At 37.7% G+C, this 17,686-nt stretch carries 12 protein-coding genes and 1 other annotated feature; of the genes, 2 read left to right on the forward strand and 10 right to left on the reverse strand.

The window, feature by feature from the left end; genetic code table 11:
• Nucleotides 1–103: 103 nt before the first annotated feature.
• The 3 genes from serS to guaB all read right to left on the reverse strand — a co-directional run bounded on the left by serS (nt 104) and on the right by guaB (nt 4,827).
• Nucleotides 104–1,381, reverse strand: a complete 1,278-nt coding sequence (gene serS / locus OSO01_RS21790) for a serine--tRNA ligase (RefSeq protein WP_147212607.1) — start codon at nt 1,379–1,381, stop codon at nt 104–106.
• Nucleotides 1,382–1,447: 66 nt separating this feature from the next.
• Nucleotides 1,448–1,678: a binding site (T-box leader), on the reverse strand.
• A gap of 67 nt (nt 1,679–1,745) precedes the next feature.
• Complete coding sequence (locus OSO01_RS21795) at nt 1,746–3,083, reverse strand: serine hydrolase (protein ID WP_147212573.1); 1,338 nt, start codon at nt 3,081–3,083, stop codon at nt 1,746–1,748.
• Between the two features lie 271 nt (nt 3,084–3,354).
• A complete protein-coding gene (gene guaB / locus OSO01_RS21800) occupies nt 3,355–4,827 on the reverse strand; it encodes an IMP dehydrogenase (protein WP_147212574.1) in 1,473 nt (490 codons plus the stop codon).
• Between the two features lie 252 nt (nt 4,828–5,079).
• Here guaB and OSO01_RS21805 point away from each other — a divergent pair, with 252 nt between their 5' ends.
• Nucleotides 5,080–6,033 (forward strand): YaaC family protein, encoded by a 954-nt coding sequence (locus OSO01_RS21805; RefSeq protein ID WP_147212575.1) that lies wholly within the window; start codon nt 5,080–5,082, stop codon nt 6,031–6,033.
• Nucleotides 6,034–6,127: 94 nt separating this feature from the next.
• Here the strand turns inward: OSO01_RS21805 and gyrA are convergent, their stop codons facing one another.
• From gyrA to dnaA, 7 genes are all read right to left on the reverse strand, one after another.
• Nucleotides 6,128–8,644 carry a DNA gyrase subunit A gene (gyrA, locus tag OSO01_RS21810; RefSeq protein WP_147212576.1) on the reverse strand — a complete coding sequence of 839 codons (2,517 nt, stop codon included), beginning with the start codon at nt 8,642–8,644 and terminating at the stop codon, nt 6,128–6,130.
• A 445-nt stretch (nt 8,645–9,089) separates the two neighbouring features.
• Nucleotides 9,090–11,015: a DNA topoisomerase (ATP-hydrolyzing) subunit B gene (gene gyrB, locus OSO01_RS21815; protein WP_147212608.1), complete on the reverse strand. Its 1,926-nt coding sequence runs from the start codon at nt 11,013–11,015 to the stop codon at nt 9,090–9,092.
• A gap of 263 nt (nt 11,016–11,278) precedes the next feature.
• Nucleotides 11,279–11,551: an extracellular matrix regulator RemB gene (gene remB, locus OSO01_RS21820; RefSeq protein WP_147212577.1), complete on the reverse strand. Its 273-nt coding sequence runs from the start codon at nt 11,549–11,551 to the stop codon at nt 11,279–11,281.
• 79 nt (nt 11,552–11,630) lie between these two features.
• Entirely contained in the window at nt 11,631–12,755 is a 1,125-nt protein-coding gene (recF, locus tag OSO01_RS21825; RefSeq protein ID WP_147212578.1) for a DNA replication/repair protein RecF, read from the reverse strand.
• A 3-nt stretch (nt 12,756–12,758) separates the two neighbouring features.
• A complete protein-coding gene (yaaA, locus tag OSO01_RS21830; RefSeq protein WP_147212579.1) occupies nt 12,759–12,980 on the reverse strand; it encodes a S4 domain-containing protein YaaA in 222 nt (73 codons plus the stop codon).
• Nucleotides 12,981–13,561: 581 nt separating this feature from the next.
• Complete coding sequence (dnaN, locus tag OSO01_RS21835; protein ID WP_147212580.1) at nt 13,562–14,698, reverse strand: DNA polymerase III subunit beta; 1,137 nt, start codon at nt 14,696–14,698, stop codon at nt 13,562–13,564.
• Nucleotides 14,699–14,943: 245 nt separating this feature from the next.
• Complete coding sequence (gene dnaA, locus OSO01_RS21840) at nt 14,944–16,287, reverse strand: chromosomal replication initiator protein DnaA (RefSeq protein ID WP_147212581.1); 1,344 nt, start codon at nt 16,285–16,287, stop codon at nt 14,944–14,946.
• A 1,139-nt stretch (nt 16,288–17,426) separates the two neighbouring features.
• Here dnaA and rpmH point away from each other — a divergent pair.
• Nucleotides 17,427–17,561: a 50S ribosomal protein L34 gene (gene rpmH / locus OSO01_RS21845; protein WP_080871878.1), complete on the forward strand. Its 135-nt coding sequence runs from the start codon at nt 17,427–17,429 to the stop codon at nt 17,559–17,561.
• The last annotated feature ends 125 nt before the right edge of the window (nt 17,562–17,686 follow it).

A 17,686-nucleotide genomic window follows, 5' to 3' on the forward strand; every position in this document is an offset into this window, starting at 1 on the left:
GTGAACACAAAAACTACTATACCACCCACCAATATTACTTGTCAACATTTTTCAAAAAAAAAGTGAAAGGCACTCCGAAATTAGAGTGTCTTTCACTTGAATATTACTTGCCAATCACTTCTACGCCGCCCATATAGGCACGTAGTACTTCCGGTACAACAACACTTCCATCTTCCTGTTGATAATTCTCTAAAATTGCTGCTACTGTACGTCCTAATGCAAGACCAGAACCATTTAAAGTATGAACAAATTCAGGTTTCCCGTTTGCTTCACGGCGGAATCTGATACCGGCACGGCGCGCCTGGAAATCTTCAAAATTAGAGCAGGAAGAGATCTCACGATACGTATCCTGGCTTGGGATCCATACTTCAATATCGTATTTTTTCGCTGCTGTAAAGCCTAAATCACCTGTACACATGCTCATTACGCGGTAAGGTAATTCTAACAGCTGTAACACCTTCTCTGCTTCACCAGTCAGCTTTTCTAATGTTTCATAAGAATCTTCCGGTTTTACAAAATTCACGAGCTCGACTTTATTAAATTGATGCTGACGGATTAAACCGCGTGTATCTCTTCCGGCAGAACCTGCTTCAGAACGGAAGCTGGCACTGAATGCGACATATTTTTTCGGCAGATCATCTACTGTTAAAATTTCATCACGATGATAGTTCGTTACAGGAACTTCAGCTGTCGGTACCAGAAAATAATCCCAGCCCTCCAGCTTAAATGCGTCCTCTTCAAACTTAGGAAGCTGTCCGGTGCCGGTCATGCTCATCCGGTTCACAATATATGGAGGAAGCATTTCCTGATATCCATGCTTATCCGCATGCAGATCCATCATAAAGTTCAATAATGCACGCTCTAATCTCGCTCCTAACCCTTTATAGAAAACAAAACGGCTTCCTGTTACCTTTGCAGCGCGCTCAAAGTCTAAAATATCTAAATTTGTAGCAACATCCCAGTGCGGCTGTGCTTCAAATGAAAATTCTGGAACAGTGCCCCATTTACGTGCTTCTACGTTATCATCTTCATCTTCTCCGACAGGAACGCTCGCATGCGGCAGATTAGGAATAGAAAGCATGATCTGGTCTAAGGTTTCTTCAATTTCTTTTAATTCTTTATCAAGCTTAGATATTTCATCTCCAACTTCACGCATGGAAGCAATAGCTGCTTCAGCATCCTTCTTTTCACGCTTTAGAACAGAAATCTCCTTAGACACTTCATTACGCTTTGCCTTTAACTGTTCCGTCTCTGCGATTAATTCACGTCTTCTTACATCCAGCTCACCAAATTTATCTAATTCACTGAGATCTTCTCCACGGTGCGCGAGCCTTCTCTTTACCTCATCAAAGTTATTTCGTACATACTTCATATCTAACATCATTGTTACCTCCTTGTATATTTGACTTCCTCTTTAAACCATTAAAAAACTCCCGTCCCTTATATAGAAAGGGACGAGAGTATATTTCCCGCGTTGCCACCCTAGTTAAAAAATCCAAATGGACTCTTTCGGCTTTGTATACGAATAACGTCGTATCTCCGTGCTTACTTACAATGACTGACTCACTTCGATAAGCATGCTCCAGGATGGATTCACTGTATTCTAACGCTAATTTACACCAGCCATTAGCTCTCTACAGATAGAAAAACAGCTACTAGTTCCTATCAACACATTATGTTTTTTTTGAATTATTGTATATCATAAGCTATTTCATATCAGGTTGCAAGGTTTCTGGAGAAATTAATTAAAAAAGTCCTTTAACCCAGTTGTATGCTCCCTGGAACATATTTACGAAGAAATCACCTATAGATTGTAAAGTGAGCATAAACCAATTAGCCTTTTCAACAGAGTCCATAGCAACTAATTCGTAACTTTCCTGGCTTGCTTCATCTGAAATATAGCCATAATCTTCTTCTTCCCCATCATAGACAACGTTAACTGTTCCAATTACTTCATCCGCTTCTATTGGAGCTTCCAGCTCACCGTTACTATTTAATTTATCTTCATCTAACGTATATTCTAAATGATAAAGCTCTTCCTCACCTGATTTCACAGGAACCTGAATAGCATTATTAATACCAATATTTACTTCTTTGTCTTTTCCTTTTGCGACAGGAATTGTTTCTTCGCCTTCTTCTTGATATCCTGCAGGAAACAATTCTTTTGTTTCAAACTGGTCAAATCCATAATCTAACAGCTTTGCCGTTTCTTCAAAGCGTTTTTCCATACTCGGTGTTTTCATAACAACCGTGATAAGCCGTTTTCCATCACGTTCTGCTGTTCCTGTAAAAGCATAACCGGCAAGATCAGTATGACCTGTTTTCAAGCCGTCTACACCTTCATAATAGTATTGTTCTAAGTTCACTGAATCATGATCGAGCATGTAATTCCAGTTGTCAATTTCCTGTCCATCAAATTCTGTACTCGGTATACTTGATATTTCCAAAGCTTCCGGGTAGTCATTCACCAAAGCTGTCGCCAGAATTGCAGCTGCACGGGATGATAATAAGTTTGTATCATTAGGGCTGGTCCCTTCAGGATAATTATCTCCTAAACTCTCGTTATCTAATCCCGTTGAATTGACAAATTTATATTCCTGAAGACCTAATTCTTCGCCCTTCTCATTCATCAATTTAACAAATTCACTTTCAGATCCTGCAATTAATTCAGCCAATGCAATGGATGTAGCATTATCTGAGTTGATTGCCATTGCTTCATATAATTCTTTTACTGTATAGTCTTTTTGCTGTGTTAATCCAACACCTGAAAAATCGCCATTTGCGGATATACTATATGCATAATCACTAATCTGTGTTGTTGTATCCCAAGAAATATCCCCATTTTCAATTGCTTCCCAAACAAGATATTCTGTCATTATTTTCGTCATGCTAGCAGGAGGCAATGCCACGTCCGGGTCTTTCGCATATAAAATTTTACCCGTTTCTGCATCCACTAAAATAACCGATTCTGCCTCTAATTCTAATTCATCTGCATAAACAGACATGGCTGGTGTTCCTAAAGATGTTAAGACAAGCGCTGCTGCAGCCACCAAAAGAAATAATTTATTCATAGACTTTCTCACATTTCCGTACCTCCGTTTAATAATATAGCTTGTTTACATAAAACGAAACTTCATTCAGTGACATTTTTTTCGCTCTTTTTCCACTAAATAGGGCTTGTAAATTACCTGTTTCACCCAAAAGCGCAGCACTGTGATAAGTTCTATGTATTCTGCTAAGCACGCTTCACATTTTACCATAAAAATTCATAAAAAAATAGATAGAGCAACATCCTCTATCTATTTTTTTTACGACCGTATGACACAAATTTGTCATCATATAAAATTCATTTCATTACTGCACAAAATAGTTTGGAGCTTCTTTCGTAATTTGTACATCATGTGGATGACTTTCCTTTAATCCGGCACCTGTAATGCGGATAAATCGAGAGTCATTTCTTAGGCTCTCTAATGTTTTTGTACCACAATAACCCATACCAGAGCGCAGACCGCCTGCCAGCTGATGGAAGGTATCTCCAAGTGATCCTTTATAAGCAATACGTCCTTCAATACCTTCTGGCACGAGTTTCTTATTCTCTGAATCACTTTGGAAATAACGATCTTTGGATCCCGCCTGCATCGCTCCGACAGATCCCATACCACGATATACTTTATATTGGCGTCCCTGGAAAATTTCTGTTTCCCCCGGACTTTCCGATGTCCCTGCAAAAATACTTCCCAGCATTACTGCATGTGCACCTGCTGCTAAAGCTTTTACAATGTCACCAGAGTATTTAATGCCGCCGTCTGCAATGACAGGAACACCATACTCCTTTGCTGCCCGGGCACAATCATAAACAGCGGTGATTTGCGGTACACCAACACCTGCAACAACACGAGTTGTACAGATTGATCCTGGTCCAATACCTACTTTTACAACAGAAGCTCCTGCTTCAATTAAAGCCCTTGTCCCATCTTCTGTTGCTACGTTTCCTGCAATAATCGCTAAATCGGGATAGGCCTCACGGATATATTTTAATTGATCAAGAACACCTTTAGAGTGGCCATGTGCAGTATCAATAACAATGCCATCTACTCCAGCATCAACTAATTTTTCAATCCGCTTCATCGCATCGCCAGTAACACCGACAGCAGCCGCTACAATTAACCGTCCTTGTGAATCCTTTGCTGCATTCGGAAATTCAATGACCTTTTCAATATCTTTAATCGTAATCAGCCCTTTTAGAATCCCTTGATCGTCAACGAGAGGCAGCTTTTCAATTTTATATTTCTGCAGAAGCTTTTCTGCTTCATCCAATGTTGTGCCAACTGGCGCTGTTACCAATTCCTCAGTTGTCATCACTTCTGAAATCAGAATTGAATAATCCTCAATAAAGCGTAAATCACGATTGGTTAAAATACCGACAAGCTTTTGTTCCTCAATATTATTAACAATTGGAACTCCTGAAATGCGGTATTTCCCCATTAAATGCTCCGCATCGTATACCTGATGCTCAGGAGTCAAGAAGAAAGGGTTCGTGATAACTCCACTTTCAGAGCGTTTTACACGGTCTACTTCCTCTGCCTGCTGTTCAATAGACATATTCTTATGAATAACACCAAATCCGCCCTGTCTTGCCATAGCAATTGCCATTTCTGCTTCTGTTACTGTATCCATTCCAGCACTGATAAAAGGTGATTTCAACTTTAAGTTTGATGTTAAATCAACACTTAAATCCACCTGATTTGGTAAAACCTCTGATTCAGCCGGAACAAGTAGTACATCATCAAACGTTAAACCTTCTTTTGCAAATTTGTCTTCTCTCATTGCTAGCTCATCCTCCAATCATTGAATTTACAACATAGTTTCACTTCATTTTGCAGATGCTATACAGTTTTCAAGGTATATCTTCATACGATATCGGAGAAACTGCTTAAAAAATACCGCCTTTGTGAAAGTAGTAGCAAATATCTATTTTTACTTACATTACTCTATCTTTTAAGCTTTTTCAAGCACCCTACATATAAGTACAAATAGAGGATAGATTCAAAATATTTAAATAGTTATGGAGCTGGAGTGATGATTCCTTATGAAGATATCTACTCGTTTTTAACTGCAGAAGAAAATGCGCAAAAATATTTAGAAAAAAGTTATCAATCTCAGGATGATACGAAAACAAAAAGCTATCAAAATAGTTCCGCGTTTATACACTATATAAATAATGGAATCAGTTTTATGGAATCCAGCCAAAGCAGCAATATTCTGGTTCAGCCTGTTTTGTCTTTTTATGGGATGATGCATCTTTTAAAAGGCTGGCTGTTAACAAAACGCCCTGATTATCCTGAAACAACAGCTGTACTTGCACACGGTTTGACAGCCCGGAAAAGAAAACGCAAAGATTATCGTTTTATTGAGGATGAAGTCAAAATTCAGCAGCAGGGTTTATTTCCATATGTCAGCCGTTATTTATTTTCTCACCATCCCTTCCCTTTAAATCGTGTTTCGATGCAGCTGCTGCTGCGTTCTATTCCAGAATTAAGTACTATCTGGAATTTTAACAAAGAAAATCCGATGGTTATTATTGGAGAAAAAGGAAGTAAACAGCTTTACTTTCCAGACAGTATTTTAGATGGATTTCATTTAAAAGAAACTACATTTGTAGAGCGAATTCGTCCCTTTCTTCCCCCAATCGAGGATATTCAGCAGAAAGAAGGAGGATTAGAGCTTTATCTGACAGGATCCGTCACAGATTGGAATGGACCTTTCCGTTATCATCTGTATAATGAATGTATTTATTTTCCGGCAGCAAGAGCAGATTATTTCCCTTATTCTGAGATCCTGGTGCATTATCTGCTTCTGTTTAATTTAAGCATGATTTGCAGGTATGAAACAGAATGGTGGGGAGAGCTTATCCAAATGAAGACAAATCGGGAATATCCGCTGATTCAACAATTTTTAAAAATAACACAGCAAAAAACACCAGCCCTTATCAGCCAGTGTTTATTGCAAAATTTTCAGGGTGAAACTAAATAAAAAATCAGCCGCCAAGCTGTATTTCCCATAGCCAGGCAGCTGATTTTCTTAATATTATCATTGGATAACAATACGAACTAAAAAATCTTATCTGTTACTCGTTGTTATCATCCGCTTCGTTATTCTTCTCAGACACTTCCGTTTGCTCAGCTTGTTCTGCTTCTTCTTCCACTACCTCTTCTTCTTTCTCAATTCGGGCTACAGTTGCAACTTCTTCATCATCCTGCAGACGAATCAAGTGCACTCCTTTAGTATTTCTGCCAGTTTGAGAAATATCGGATACTTGAATACGAATAAGCACACCGCCAACAGTGATAACCATTAAATCTTCATCACCATGGATAGCCTTCACAGCAACAACATGTCCTGTTTTTTCATCAAGCTTACAGGTAAATACACCTTTACCGCCACGGTTAATACGGCGATATTCATCTTCTGGTGTCTGCTTTCCAAATCCTTTACTTGTTACATGGAGAATTTTAGAACCTTCTTCCATGATTTCCATCGAAACTACTTCATCGTCCTCGCGCAGGGAAATTCCTTTTACTCCTGCTGCTGTTCTTCCCATTGGACGCATCTGCTCTTCCTCAAAACGGATTAAATAGCCATTTTTCGTAGCAATCATAATTTCTTTTTCGCCATCGGTCATACGGACAGAAATTAATTCGTCCTCTTCCCGCAGATTTACAGCAATGAGGCCGCCTTTGCGGATATTTTTAAATTTTTCAAGGGAGGTACGTTTCGCAACCCCATACTTCGTTGTAAAGAACAAGAAGTGGTCTTCATCAAACTCAGATACAGAAATAACTGCATTGACCCATTCCCCTTTTTCCACCTGAAGCAAATTAATGATTGGGATTCCTTTGGCAGTACGGCTAAACTCAGGAACTTCGTATCCTTTGGTTTTATAAACCTTCCCTTTGTTCGTAAAGAATAGAACTGTATCATGTGTTGAAGTTGATACAAGATGCTCTACAAAGTCATCCTCGTTCGTGCCCATTCCCTGGATACCACGGCCGCCGCGGCGCTGTGTACGGTACGTAGACGCCGGTAATCGTTTAATATAACCCTGATGTGTCAGCGTGATAACAATATTTTCTTCCGGGATAAGATCTTCATCCTCAAAGAAACCTGCTCCGCCGGCAACAATTTCTGTACGGCGGTCATCACGGAACTTCTCTTTGATTTCAATCAGCTCTTCACGAATGATTTCTAATACTTTTTCTTCGTCAGCTAAAATTGCTTTTAATTCAGCAATTAATGCCTGCAGCTCTTTATATTCTTCTTCAATCTTTTCACGTTCCAAGCCTGTTAAACGCTGCAGACGCATATCAAGAATTGCCTGAGCTTGTTTTTCAGACAGTTGGAAACGTTCGATTAAGCCTTCTCTTGCTATATCGGCCGTTTTGGAGTTACGGATTAAGGAAATAACCTCATCCAAGTGATCAAGTGCAATACGCAAGCCTTCTAAAATATGTGCGCGTGCTTCTGCTTTATTTAACTCAAAAGCTGTACGGCGCTTGATAATTTCTTTTTGATGCTCTAAATAATATTCTAAGCATTGTTTAATAGTTAATACTTTTGGACGCCCGTCAACAAGGGCAAGCATATTAATACCAAAAGTTGTCTGCAAAGAAGTATGCTTATATAAATTATTCAATACAACATTCGCATTTGCATCTCTTCTGAGCTCGATTACAATCCTCATCCCATTACGGTCAGATTCATCACGAAGATCTGTGATACCATCAATTTTTTTATCACGGACAAGTTCAGCTATTTTCTCAATAAGCTTAGCTTTGTTCACCTGATAAGGAAGCTCTGTCACAATAATTGTTTCTTTATCATTTTTCCCCTGCTCAATATTGCTTTTTGCACGGATCGTAATAGATCCTTTTCCTGTTTCATAGGCTTTGCGGATACCGCTTCTTCCTAAGATTTGACCAGCTGTAGGGAAGTCTGGACCTGGAAGATAGCTTTCCATAATTTCATCTACTGTTATATCCGGATTTTTACTTACTGCAAGTACAGCATCAATTGTTTCTCCCAAATGATGCGGCGGAATATTCGTTGCCATCCCGACAGCAATCCCTGATGTTCCATTAACAAGTAAATTAGGGAATCGAGCCGGGAACACGATTGGTTCACGTTCAGCGCCGTCATAGTTATCCTGATAGTCAATTGTGTCTTTATTAATGTCACGAAGAAGCTCCATGGAAATCTTAGACATACGTGCTTCTGTATAACGCATTGCCGCTGCCGAATCACCATCGACAGAACCGAAGTTCCCATGCCCGTCCACGAGCATATATCGATAACTGAAATCCTGCGCCATTCTTACCATTGTTTCATAAACAGCCGAATCACCATGTGGATGGTACTTACCAATAACCTCTCCAACGATACGTGCCGATTTTTTAAATGCTTTGTCAGAGTGCATTCCCAGATCATTCATTGCATAAAGAATACGGCGATGTACGGGCTTCATTCCATCTCGGACATCTGGTAATGCCCTTGCTACAATTACGCTCATCGCATAATCCAAGAAGGATGTGCGCATCTCTTTACTTATATTTATTTCCTGGACACTCGGACGATTTTCCTCTGCCATAGTCTAATAACCTCCCAATCACTATTATTTCAGTGATTTCCTCGAATCTTTCCATTGGATAAGCTGGATTATAATATTTGAGCTTTTTGAATATACATGGAGTCTAAGAATAGCCTTTAGAATGGCCGCTCCAGAAATACACTACGCTTTCCTGTGGGCTTGCGCTCAGCCTCCGCGAAAAAGAAGATCGCTTTTTCTGCGGGGTCTTCCTACTGGGACTGCGATTACTCGCCCCACCGAAGACATTTGCGCTTTCCCACGGGAGTCTACGTGTATTTCTTCCGCTAGTTGTAGAGTACTATCACTATTCATTCTTATTAATAAAGAAAACGGAAGCATGTATATTAATAATTAAACTTATATAACTATTATATTTTTAACACCTGACACAAAGGAATAGAGATTTTCTATCCGCTTAATTGCCTTTATCAAAATGATGTAACAATTAAATATCTAAGTTTTGTACGTACTGGGCGTTTTCTTCGATAAAGTTGCGTCGTGGTTCTACTTTATCGCCCATTAACATATCAAAAACCTGGTCTGCATCAATTGCATCGTTAAGCTCAACCTGCAGCAGTGTACGTGAGTCTGGGTTCATTGTTGTATCCCAAAGCTGGTCCGCGTTCATTTCTCCCAGTCCTTTATAGCGCTGAATACCTGGTTTTGGTGCTTTTGGAAGCTCAGCAAGGAGTGCATCCAGACCTTTATCGGAATAAACATAATGGACCGCTTTGCCCTGCTTGATTTGATAAAGCGGCGGCTGTGCAATATAAATATAGCCATGCTCAATTAATGGACGCATATATCGGTAGAAAAATGTTAATAATAACGTTCTGATATGAGCTCCATCCACATCAGCATCTGTCATAATAACAACCTTATGATAGCGTGCCTTAGATATATCAAAATCTTCAGCAATACCAGTTCCTAACGCCGTAATCATGGCACGTACTTCATTATTTGATAAAATTCGATCCAGACGTGCTTTTTCGACATTTAAGATTTTCCCCCGTAAAGGAAGAATTGCCTGGTAGTGACGGTCTCTTCCTGATTTTGCAGAACCGCCGGCAGAGTCACCCTCTACAATGTACAGCTCACTTTTTGATGCGTCTTTTGAAGAACAATCAGCTAATTTTCCTGGCAGACTTGTTACATCAAGCGCACTTTTACGACGTGTCAGCTCTCTTGCTTTTTTAGCAGCCAAACGTGCTCTGGACGCCATTAACCCTTTTTCAACAATAATTTTAGCAATCGTTGGATTTTCATAAAGAAATTTAGAGAAGGTCTCTGAAAATACGCCATCTGTAATTGCACGTACTTCGCTGTTTCCCAGTTTTGTTTTCGTCTGCCCTTCAAATTGTGGATCTGGATGCTTCACGGAAACAATTGCTGTCAAACCTTCCCGGACGTCCTCTCCAGACAGGTTCGATTCATTATCTTTCAATAAGCTGTTCTTTTTCGCATAATCATTGATTGCACGCGTCAACCCTGAACGGAAACCAACTTCATGTGTTCCACCCTCATAGGTATGAATATTATTAGCAAAAGAATATAAGCTGGTTGCAAACCCATCGTTATATTGGATAGCAATTTCAACAGCTATTCCCTGATCTTCACCTTCAGCATAGAATGGTTCGTGCAATACTTCTTTATTTTTATTAATGAATTCTACATAAGAACTGATTCCGCCCTCATAATAATACGTTGCCGGCTCTTTCTCCGTACGCTTATCTTCAATGGATATACGCAATCCTTTGTTTAAGAAAGCAAGCTCTCTCAGACGTTGTTCTAATGTTCCATAATCGTACTCGGTAGTTTCTGTGAAAATTTCTGGATCTGGTATAAAGTGTGTTACTGTTCCTGTAATATCTGTATCACCGATAATCTCAATTTCTCCATCAGGAACCCCTTTATGAAAAGAAAGGTAATGAATTTTTCCATCGAGGTGAACAGTTACCTCTAATTTACTGGAAAGAGCATTTACAACAGACGCACCTACACCATGAAGTCCACCGGAAACTTTATATCCGCCGCCGCCAAATTTACCGCCGGCGTGAAGCACTGTCATAATAACTTCTAAAGCTGGGCGGCCTGTTTTCTTTTGGATACCAACAGGAATTCCCCGGCCATTATCTTTTACAGTAATACTGTTATCTTCTTCGATAATGACTTCAATATGATCACAATAACCTGCCAGTGCTTCATCGATACTGTTATCGACAATCTCCCAAACAAGGTGGTGTAATCCTTTTTCACTGGTGGAACCGATGTACATTCCTGGTCTTTTACGAACGGCTTCAAGACCTTCGAGTACTTGTATCTGGTCAGCATCATAGGCTTGGTTTTCTGTTACTTTGTCTTCCATTGACATCTTCTCACACTCATTTCTATATGAATTACGCTTCATCAATTTATCACGGATAACCGTCTGTAAAACTCCCACTGAATGAAGTTTCTTTTTATATTTAAAAAGAGAGTATTCTGCATTATTGTGCAGCTGGAATCTCTTGATTTTTTGCTGTTTAGAATATTATTAGTTTGTCTGTGCAGAGATAATTATTTATAGAAAAACAGCTATCTCCGGCTCTAATTTTTTAATAAGCTGATTTACAGATACGGCTGCGCTTTTCAGACTCATTCTTCATAATAATCTTCTAAATTACTGATTGTTGTTAAAATACCTGACCGCTTTCTTAAAGTAGCCACCGATAAGGTACTGAAAAAAATACGATTTTCTGTAATCATAATGGATTTTGCCTTTTTTTCGGGACCGGAAACTCTATCCTTCTGCTTCCATTCCTGTATCATCTGATACATTCCTGATGCATTTGCATATAAATCGTAATCAATTATCGCAATGACCTCCCGGGACCGGATAACATTATCATTGCCAATGTGGATGAACACGATCAATCGCTTCCTTTCTTCGTTTAATCAGACTTCTTCCATTCTTACGCTGCTCATTTACCTTAAAAAAAGCAGCAGATTACGACTCTTTATTATTTGTTGCGATACCTTCTTGAACATAAAATAACTCTGCATTTTTCAAAGTTTCATGATGAATACCATCTACATTCGTTGTTGAAACAAATGTCTGTACTTTTCCCTGAATCGTATTTAAAAGGTGAGACTGGCGGTAATCATCCAGTTCACTTAATACATCATCAAGTAAAAGAATCGGATATTCACCCACCTCCTGATAGATCAGTTCTATCTCAGCCAATTTAATGGACAATGCAGTCGTTCTTTGCTGTCCTTGCGAGCCATACGTTTGGACATCTTTGCCATTCACGAAAAAAATAAGGTCATCTCTGTGCGGACCAATCAATGTTGTACCGCGTTCGATTTCTTTTTTACGGACCTCCTTAAAGGAATTTTCATAGTTAGTAGTTATTTTTTCCTTATTTGCGCCTTCTGATACCTTTATTGTCGCATCATATTGAATTTCTAAGTTTTCTAGATTACGACTGATCCCTTCGTGAATAGGTCCTGCCCATTTCCTCAGCAGATCAAGGTAAACAAATCGTCTCTCCAGCAAAAAAGAAGCATGCTCAACCAGTTGGTCAGTCAATACATCCAACATAGTTTCATCAGCACTGCTCTGACGTTGCAGCTGCTTTAATAAATGGTTTCTTTGCTTCAGTATTTTTTGATATTGAGATAAATGGTAGATATAGGTTGGCTGGATTTGACCTAATTCCATATCCATAAAACGACGGCGAATCTGCGGAGCTCCTTTTACAATGGTCAAATCCTCCGGCGCAAACATAACCACATTAACCGCACCAATATAGTCACTTAACCGGTGCTGCTCCAAATGATTTATTTTTGCTTTTTTTCCTTTAGATGAAATGGAGATTTGCAGGGGGATGGACTGATTCCTTTTCGTAATCCTGCCCTCTATTGTAGCATAATCTGAATCCCAGCGTATGAGCTCTTTTTCCCGCATCGTCCGATGAGAACGGGTAAATGAGAGCACATAAATAGCTTCCATCAGATTGGTTTTTCCTTGAGCATTTTCTCCAATGATGACATTAACCTTATCATCAAATGTAATATCCAACGCTTCATAATTGCGGTAATTGGTTAATTTCAATTGTTCAATATGCATTCTTTATTCCTCTTTGAAAATGACAAAGGATCCTATCTCATCTATTTCAAGGACATCTTCCGGATATAATTTTCTTCCGCGGCGATGTTCACGTTCTCCATTTACCACAGCACCTATATCTTGAAGATATGCTTTGACCATTCCACCAGAATCCAAAAAATTAAGCAGCTTGACACATTGGCCAAGCGTAATATATTCCGTATCTATTTTTATCTGCTCATGCATGATATCACCAAATACTTTCTATTTGTTTTGTCTGCCTTATAAAAAAGTGAAAACAGACACGTATATTATTTCTTCTATTTTCTATTTTACTAAAAATTGATTAAAAAAGGAAGGAAAGGCCTCAAATAATTACAAAAAGATATGTCTTAGCGTTTTTTAGACTTTTTTAATGGGGGCATTCTTATTTCTCTCTTCTCTTCTTAGAGCGCGTTTTATGTTGTTTTTTAAAAGGGATTGTAAAAAATAAAATAATATAGGGATGGATTTAAATATATCTGTGTTGAAACTGGCCATTTTTCAGTCGTATCCGCTCTAAATTTTGGATTTTAAAGCTGAATACTGCGATTTTCCTAAAAGGCTGTATGCTCGATCATTCTTCAATGGAGCTTTCTGTCCCCGTTAAGTTGATTTCCCTTACCTGCTTTTAAAATTAAATATGTTTTATCTGCTTCTTTTACTCTAAAAAAACTAAAAAGCCCTTTTTTATTAAAAGAGCCTTTTAGTTTACAAAGTATAACTTTTACTTATCCCCTGAACTTGATACATTTTTTACGCGTTGTGCGTAAAAAGATAAATATCTCCTAGTATGTTCTTACTGGTAAAATCAGTTGAAGAATAGAATCGTTTTCTACTGGACGAATGACAAATGGACGCATAGCTCCAGTAAATTCGATCACTACTTCGTCATATTCAATCGCCTTTAATGCATCGATCATATATTTTGAACTGAAGGATATTTTTAGATTTTCCCCATCAATCTTATCAGCAGTTACTTCTTCTTCTACATTTCCAATTTCCGGAGAATTACTTGAGATCTCAATCAAAGCATTATCATTGCTTGTAAACTTAACAACATTATTTCTTTCTTCTTTTGCCAATAAAGAAGCACGTTCAATTGATCTTAAAAGTGGTGTTGTTTTAATTTGAATAGTAGTTTTACTATGATCTGGAATTAATCTCGAGGTTTCGGGATAATTTCCATCTAATAATCTGGATAAGAAATTCAAATGCTTCGTACGGAAAAGAATCTGGTTGTTCGTTACACTGATTTCCACAGTTTCCTCAGAATCATTTAAAATTTTATATAGTTCGTTCAAGCTTTTTCCAGGTACAACTACCTGTTCAATAGTCACATTTGTACCTGTTACCGGCACATCTCTTTTTGCCAGACGATGGCTGTCTGTTGCAGTAAATACAAGCTTTTGATCTTCTAACTTAATATTTACTCCGGTTAGAATCGGTCTTGTTTCCATCGTAGATACAGCAAAAACAGTTTGCTTAATCATGCTTTTTAATAAATCAATTGGCATTTCAAAGCTGTTTTCTGTTTGCAGCTTAGGAAGCATCGGATATTCATCCGCACTTTGGCCATTTAAATTAAACTCTGATTTCCCTGAAGTAATTTTTACATTAAATTGATCGTCAACTACAATATCAACCTGTGATTCAGGAAGCTTCCGGACAATTTCAGGAAAGTATTTAGCCTGCAACACAATACTTCCTTCTTCAATATTTTCAATATATACTTTGTCTTCATCTTCAGCTGGAATATAAGATTCAATCGAAATATCAGAATCACTACCCGTTAAAGTGACTCCATGTTGCTTCACTTCAATTTTCATTCCAGTTAATATCGGAATAACAGTTCTGGCAGAGATTGCTTTCATTACATCCTGAACACCAGCAATCAATTTATCTCTTTGTATTGTAAAACGCATGTATTTATCCTCCTTGATTTTTAAAGAAAAGCTTTGCAGCAGCTGTTTCTTAAATTCTTTCCTAAATTCATGAAAAAGGGTTCTATATATTTATTAATTATAATATAAAAAACAGTAATAATAGTAATAAGGGCTGTGGTTACTGTGGATAAGTAGAATCAAGTTAAAAATATCAAAGTTTTCCACATGTGTATAACCTGTTTATATGTTGTTCCATCTTTACACAACATACACAGCCGTGCAGCTTATAAGGATTTAAGCTTTTCTTTTAATTCTTCAATATCCCGATCTAATTCTGTATCCGTTTCAAGCAGCTTTGAAATTTTTTCGTGTGCGTGAATCACTGTTGTATGGTCTCTCCCGCCAAATTCCTGGCCAATTTTAGGCAAAGAAGCATCCGTCAGCTCTCTTGATAAATACATAGCAATCTGCCTTGGGAATGCAATAGACTTGGTACGCTTTTTAGCAGGAAAATCCTCCAGCCGGATATGATATCTATCCGCTACAACCTCTTGGATAGCTGGAATAGTAATTTCTTTTGGCTTATTACTAGGAATAATATCCTTCAAAGCATTTGCCGCTAAAGAAGCATCGATGTCCTGGTTTACTAAAGAAGAGTAAGCAACAACACGAATCAGCGCACCCTCCAGCTCACGGATATTTGTATTAATCTGATTAGCAATATACAGCATGACTTCATTTGGAATATCTAATCCCTCTGCTTTTGCTTTTTTATTTAAAATAGCAATTCTCGTTTCTAAATCAGGAGGTGTAATATCCGTAATCAGTCCCCATTCAAAGCGTGAACGCAAGCGATCCTCTAATGTAGGAATTTCTTTTGGCGGCCGGTCACTGGAAATAATAATTTGCTTACTTTCCTCATGCAGCGCATTAAAAGTATGGAAAAATTCCTCCTGAGTTGATTCTTTTCCAGCAATAAATTGAATATCATCAATAAGAAGGACATCAATATTGCGGTATTTATTGCGGAAATGATTCGATTTGTTATCCATAATGGCATTAATAAATTCATTCGTAAATTTTTCAGAGGTCAGGTAAACCACTTTGGCATTTTTATTATGCTCTCTTACATAATGACCGATTGCATGCATTAAATGTGTTTTCCCTAAACCAACTCCTCCGTAAATGAATAATGGATTGTATGCTTTGGCAGGAGCTTCGGCAACAGCTAAAGATGCTGCGTGCGCAAAGCGGTTCCCGGCGCCAATCACAAAAGTATCGAATGTATATTTATCATTCAGCATTGATTTTGGAGAATCTGTCGTTTTAGCGTCAATATTCGGTTTTGGCATTGGTTTTTGATCTGACGGTTCTTCCACAGAATCAGGAATAATAAATTTGGCATTCAGATTAGTACCAGTGATTTCTTCTAAAGTCTGGGTAATTAAATCTGTATACTGTGTTTCCAGCCAATCCTTTGTAAATTCATTTGGAGCGGTGATAACCAATGTATTTTTTTCTAGATGAAGGGCTTTTGTGTTTTTCAGCCAAGTGTCAAAGCTCGGTTTACTTAATTTATCCTGGATGGTGTTCAATGTTGCATCCCAAAGTTCTTCAATATTTTCCAAAGTTACTTTCACTCCTTTCGACCTAAGTTAGGAAATATAGTTGTAAGGATGGACATAGTAAAGGGTGACTTTTAAAAATCATTTGTCTCATTGCTATAGATAATAGAAGTTCATGTTAAAAAAGGATGCTAAAGAACCGAGCGGGATATTCGCCGCTCAGGACTAAAGAGAATAAAAATAGATATTATTGATAGCTATTTCATACACATTATGCTAAAGCAAAGCTCGATACAGTTTGCTTGTATACCCTTTTTATGAAGCTCTATTTAGAAGAAAAAAGCCTCTCTCAATCTATCTCAGGGGTTAGATGGAAAGGCAAATGTATAAAAAATGAAAAAAGGCCTGTGGATAAACAGAAAAATAATAACTTACATACGCAATTCAAGATTTACCAAGGAATGTTTTTACATTCAATGAAGATAATTTTAAAGAAAATCTAAAATTATAAACGCTATCCACAGCCATGTAGAAAACTTTATCAAAAATCAGTGGAAAAACTATCCACACATTATCCACATTCTGTGTATAAGTTTTATTAGCATTAATTATTTCCACAAACTAAAACATAAATATAATACCAAATAAAACCGAATAAATCAATGGCTTTCAAATAGTTATCCACATATTCTATCTGTTGTGTGTTTCATTTGTAAACAACGCTATATTTTGTGGTTAAATTGTTTATTTTTTGTGTGGATAGAAAAAAGGAGAAGAAAATTATTCGCTGCGGACTGTGGATAATAAAGAGAATTGCTGAAATAGAAATTTAATAATATCTGTACTAATAGCTGTGTCACTTTAGAATATAAAGAGGGATGGATGGAAATACTGTTTATTTAGAAGAAGAGTGCAGTATCTTCAAAAACTATTGTAGATGAAATAGAGATATCATTAATTAAGAAAGGGTAAATAAAGCGGAGCTTCATTTGATAAAAATTAGTAAGAAAGATTCTCCGGGAAAAATTTAAAAGAAAGCATTGAAAAATGTGTGAGAAAGAAATGAAGCGGAATTTTATTAAATAGCCGGTTGACAAAATGAATACATTTTTCGTATAATATCAAGGACTGTCTAATGGATAAGTTATAAGCTATTTATAGTTTAAATATGAAACTTGGATTTTCCAAGGAGGTGCACACTCATGAAAAGAACGTTTCAACCAAATAATCGCAAACGTAAAAAAGTTCACGGTTTTCGCGCGCGTATGAGCACAAAAAATGGTCGTCATGTATTGGCTCGTCGTCGTCGTAAAGGACGTAAAGTTTTATCTGCATAAGCCACTGACAACTATCAGTGGTTTTTTTTCTGTTATTTAAAGGATATTGTGATTCCTGTATCGAATTACATACTTTATGCGTTTAAGGATGGACAGGCTTTTGCTGGAATATAATGAATAGAAGA

The organism is Oceanobacillus sojae, assembly GCF_007991515.1.
Taxonomy (GTDB): Bacteria; Bacillota; Bacilli; order Bacillales; family Amphibacillaceae; genus Oceanobacillus; species Oceanobacillus sojae.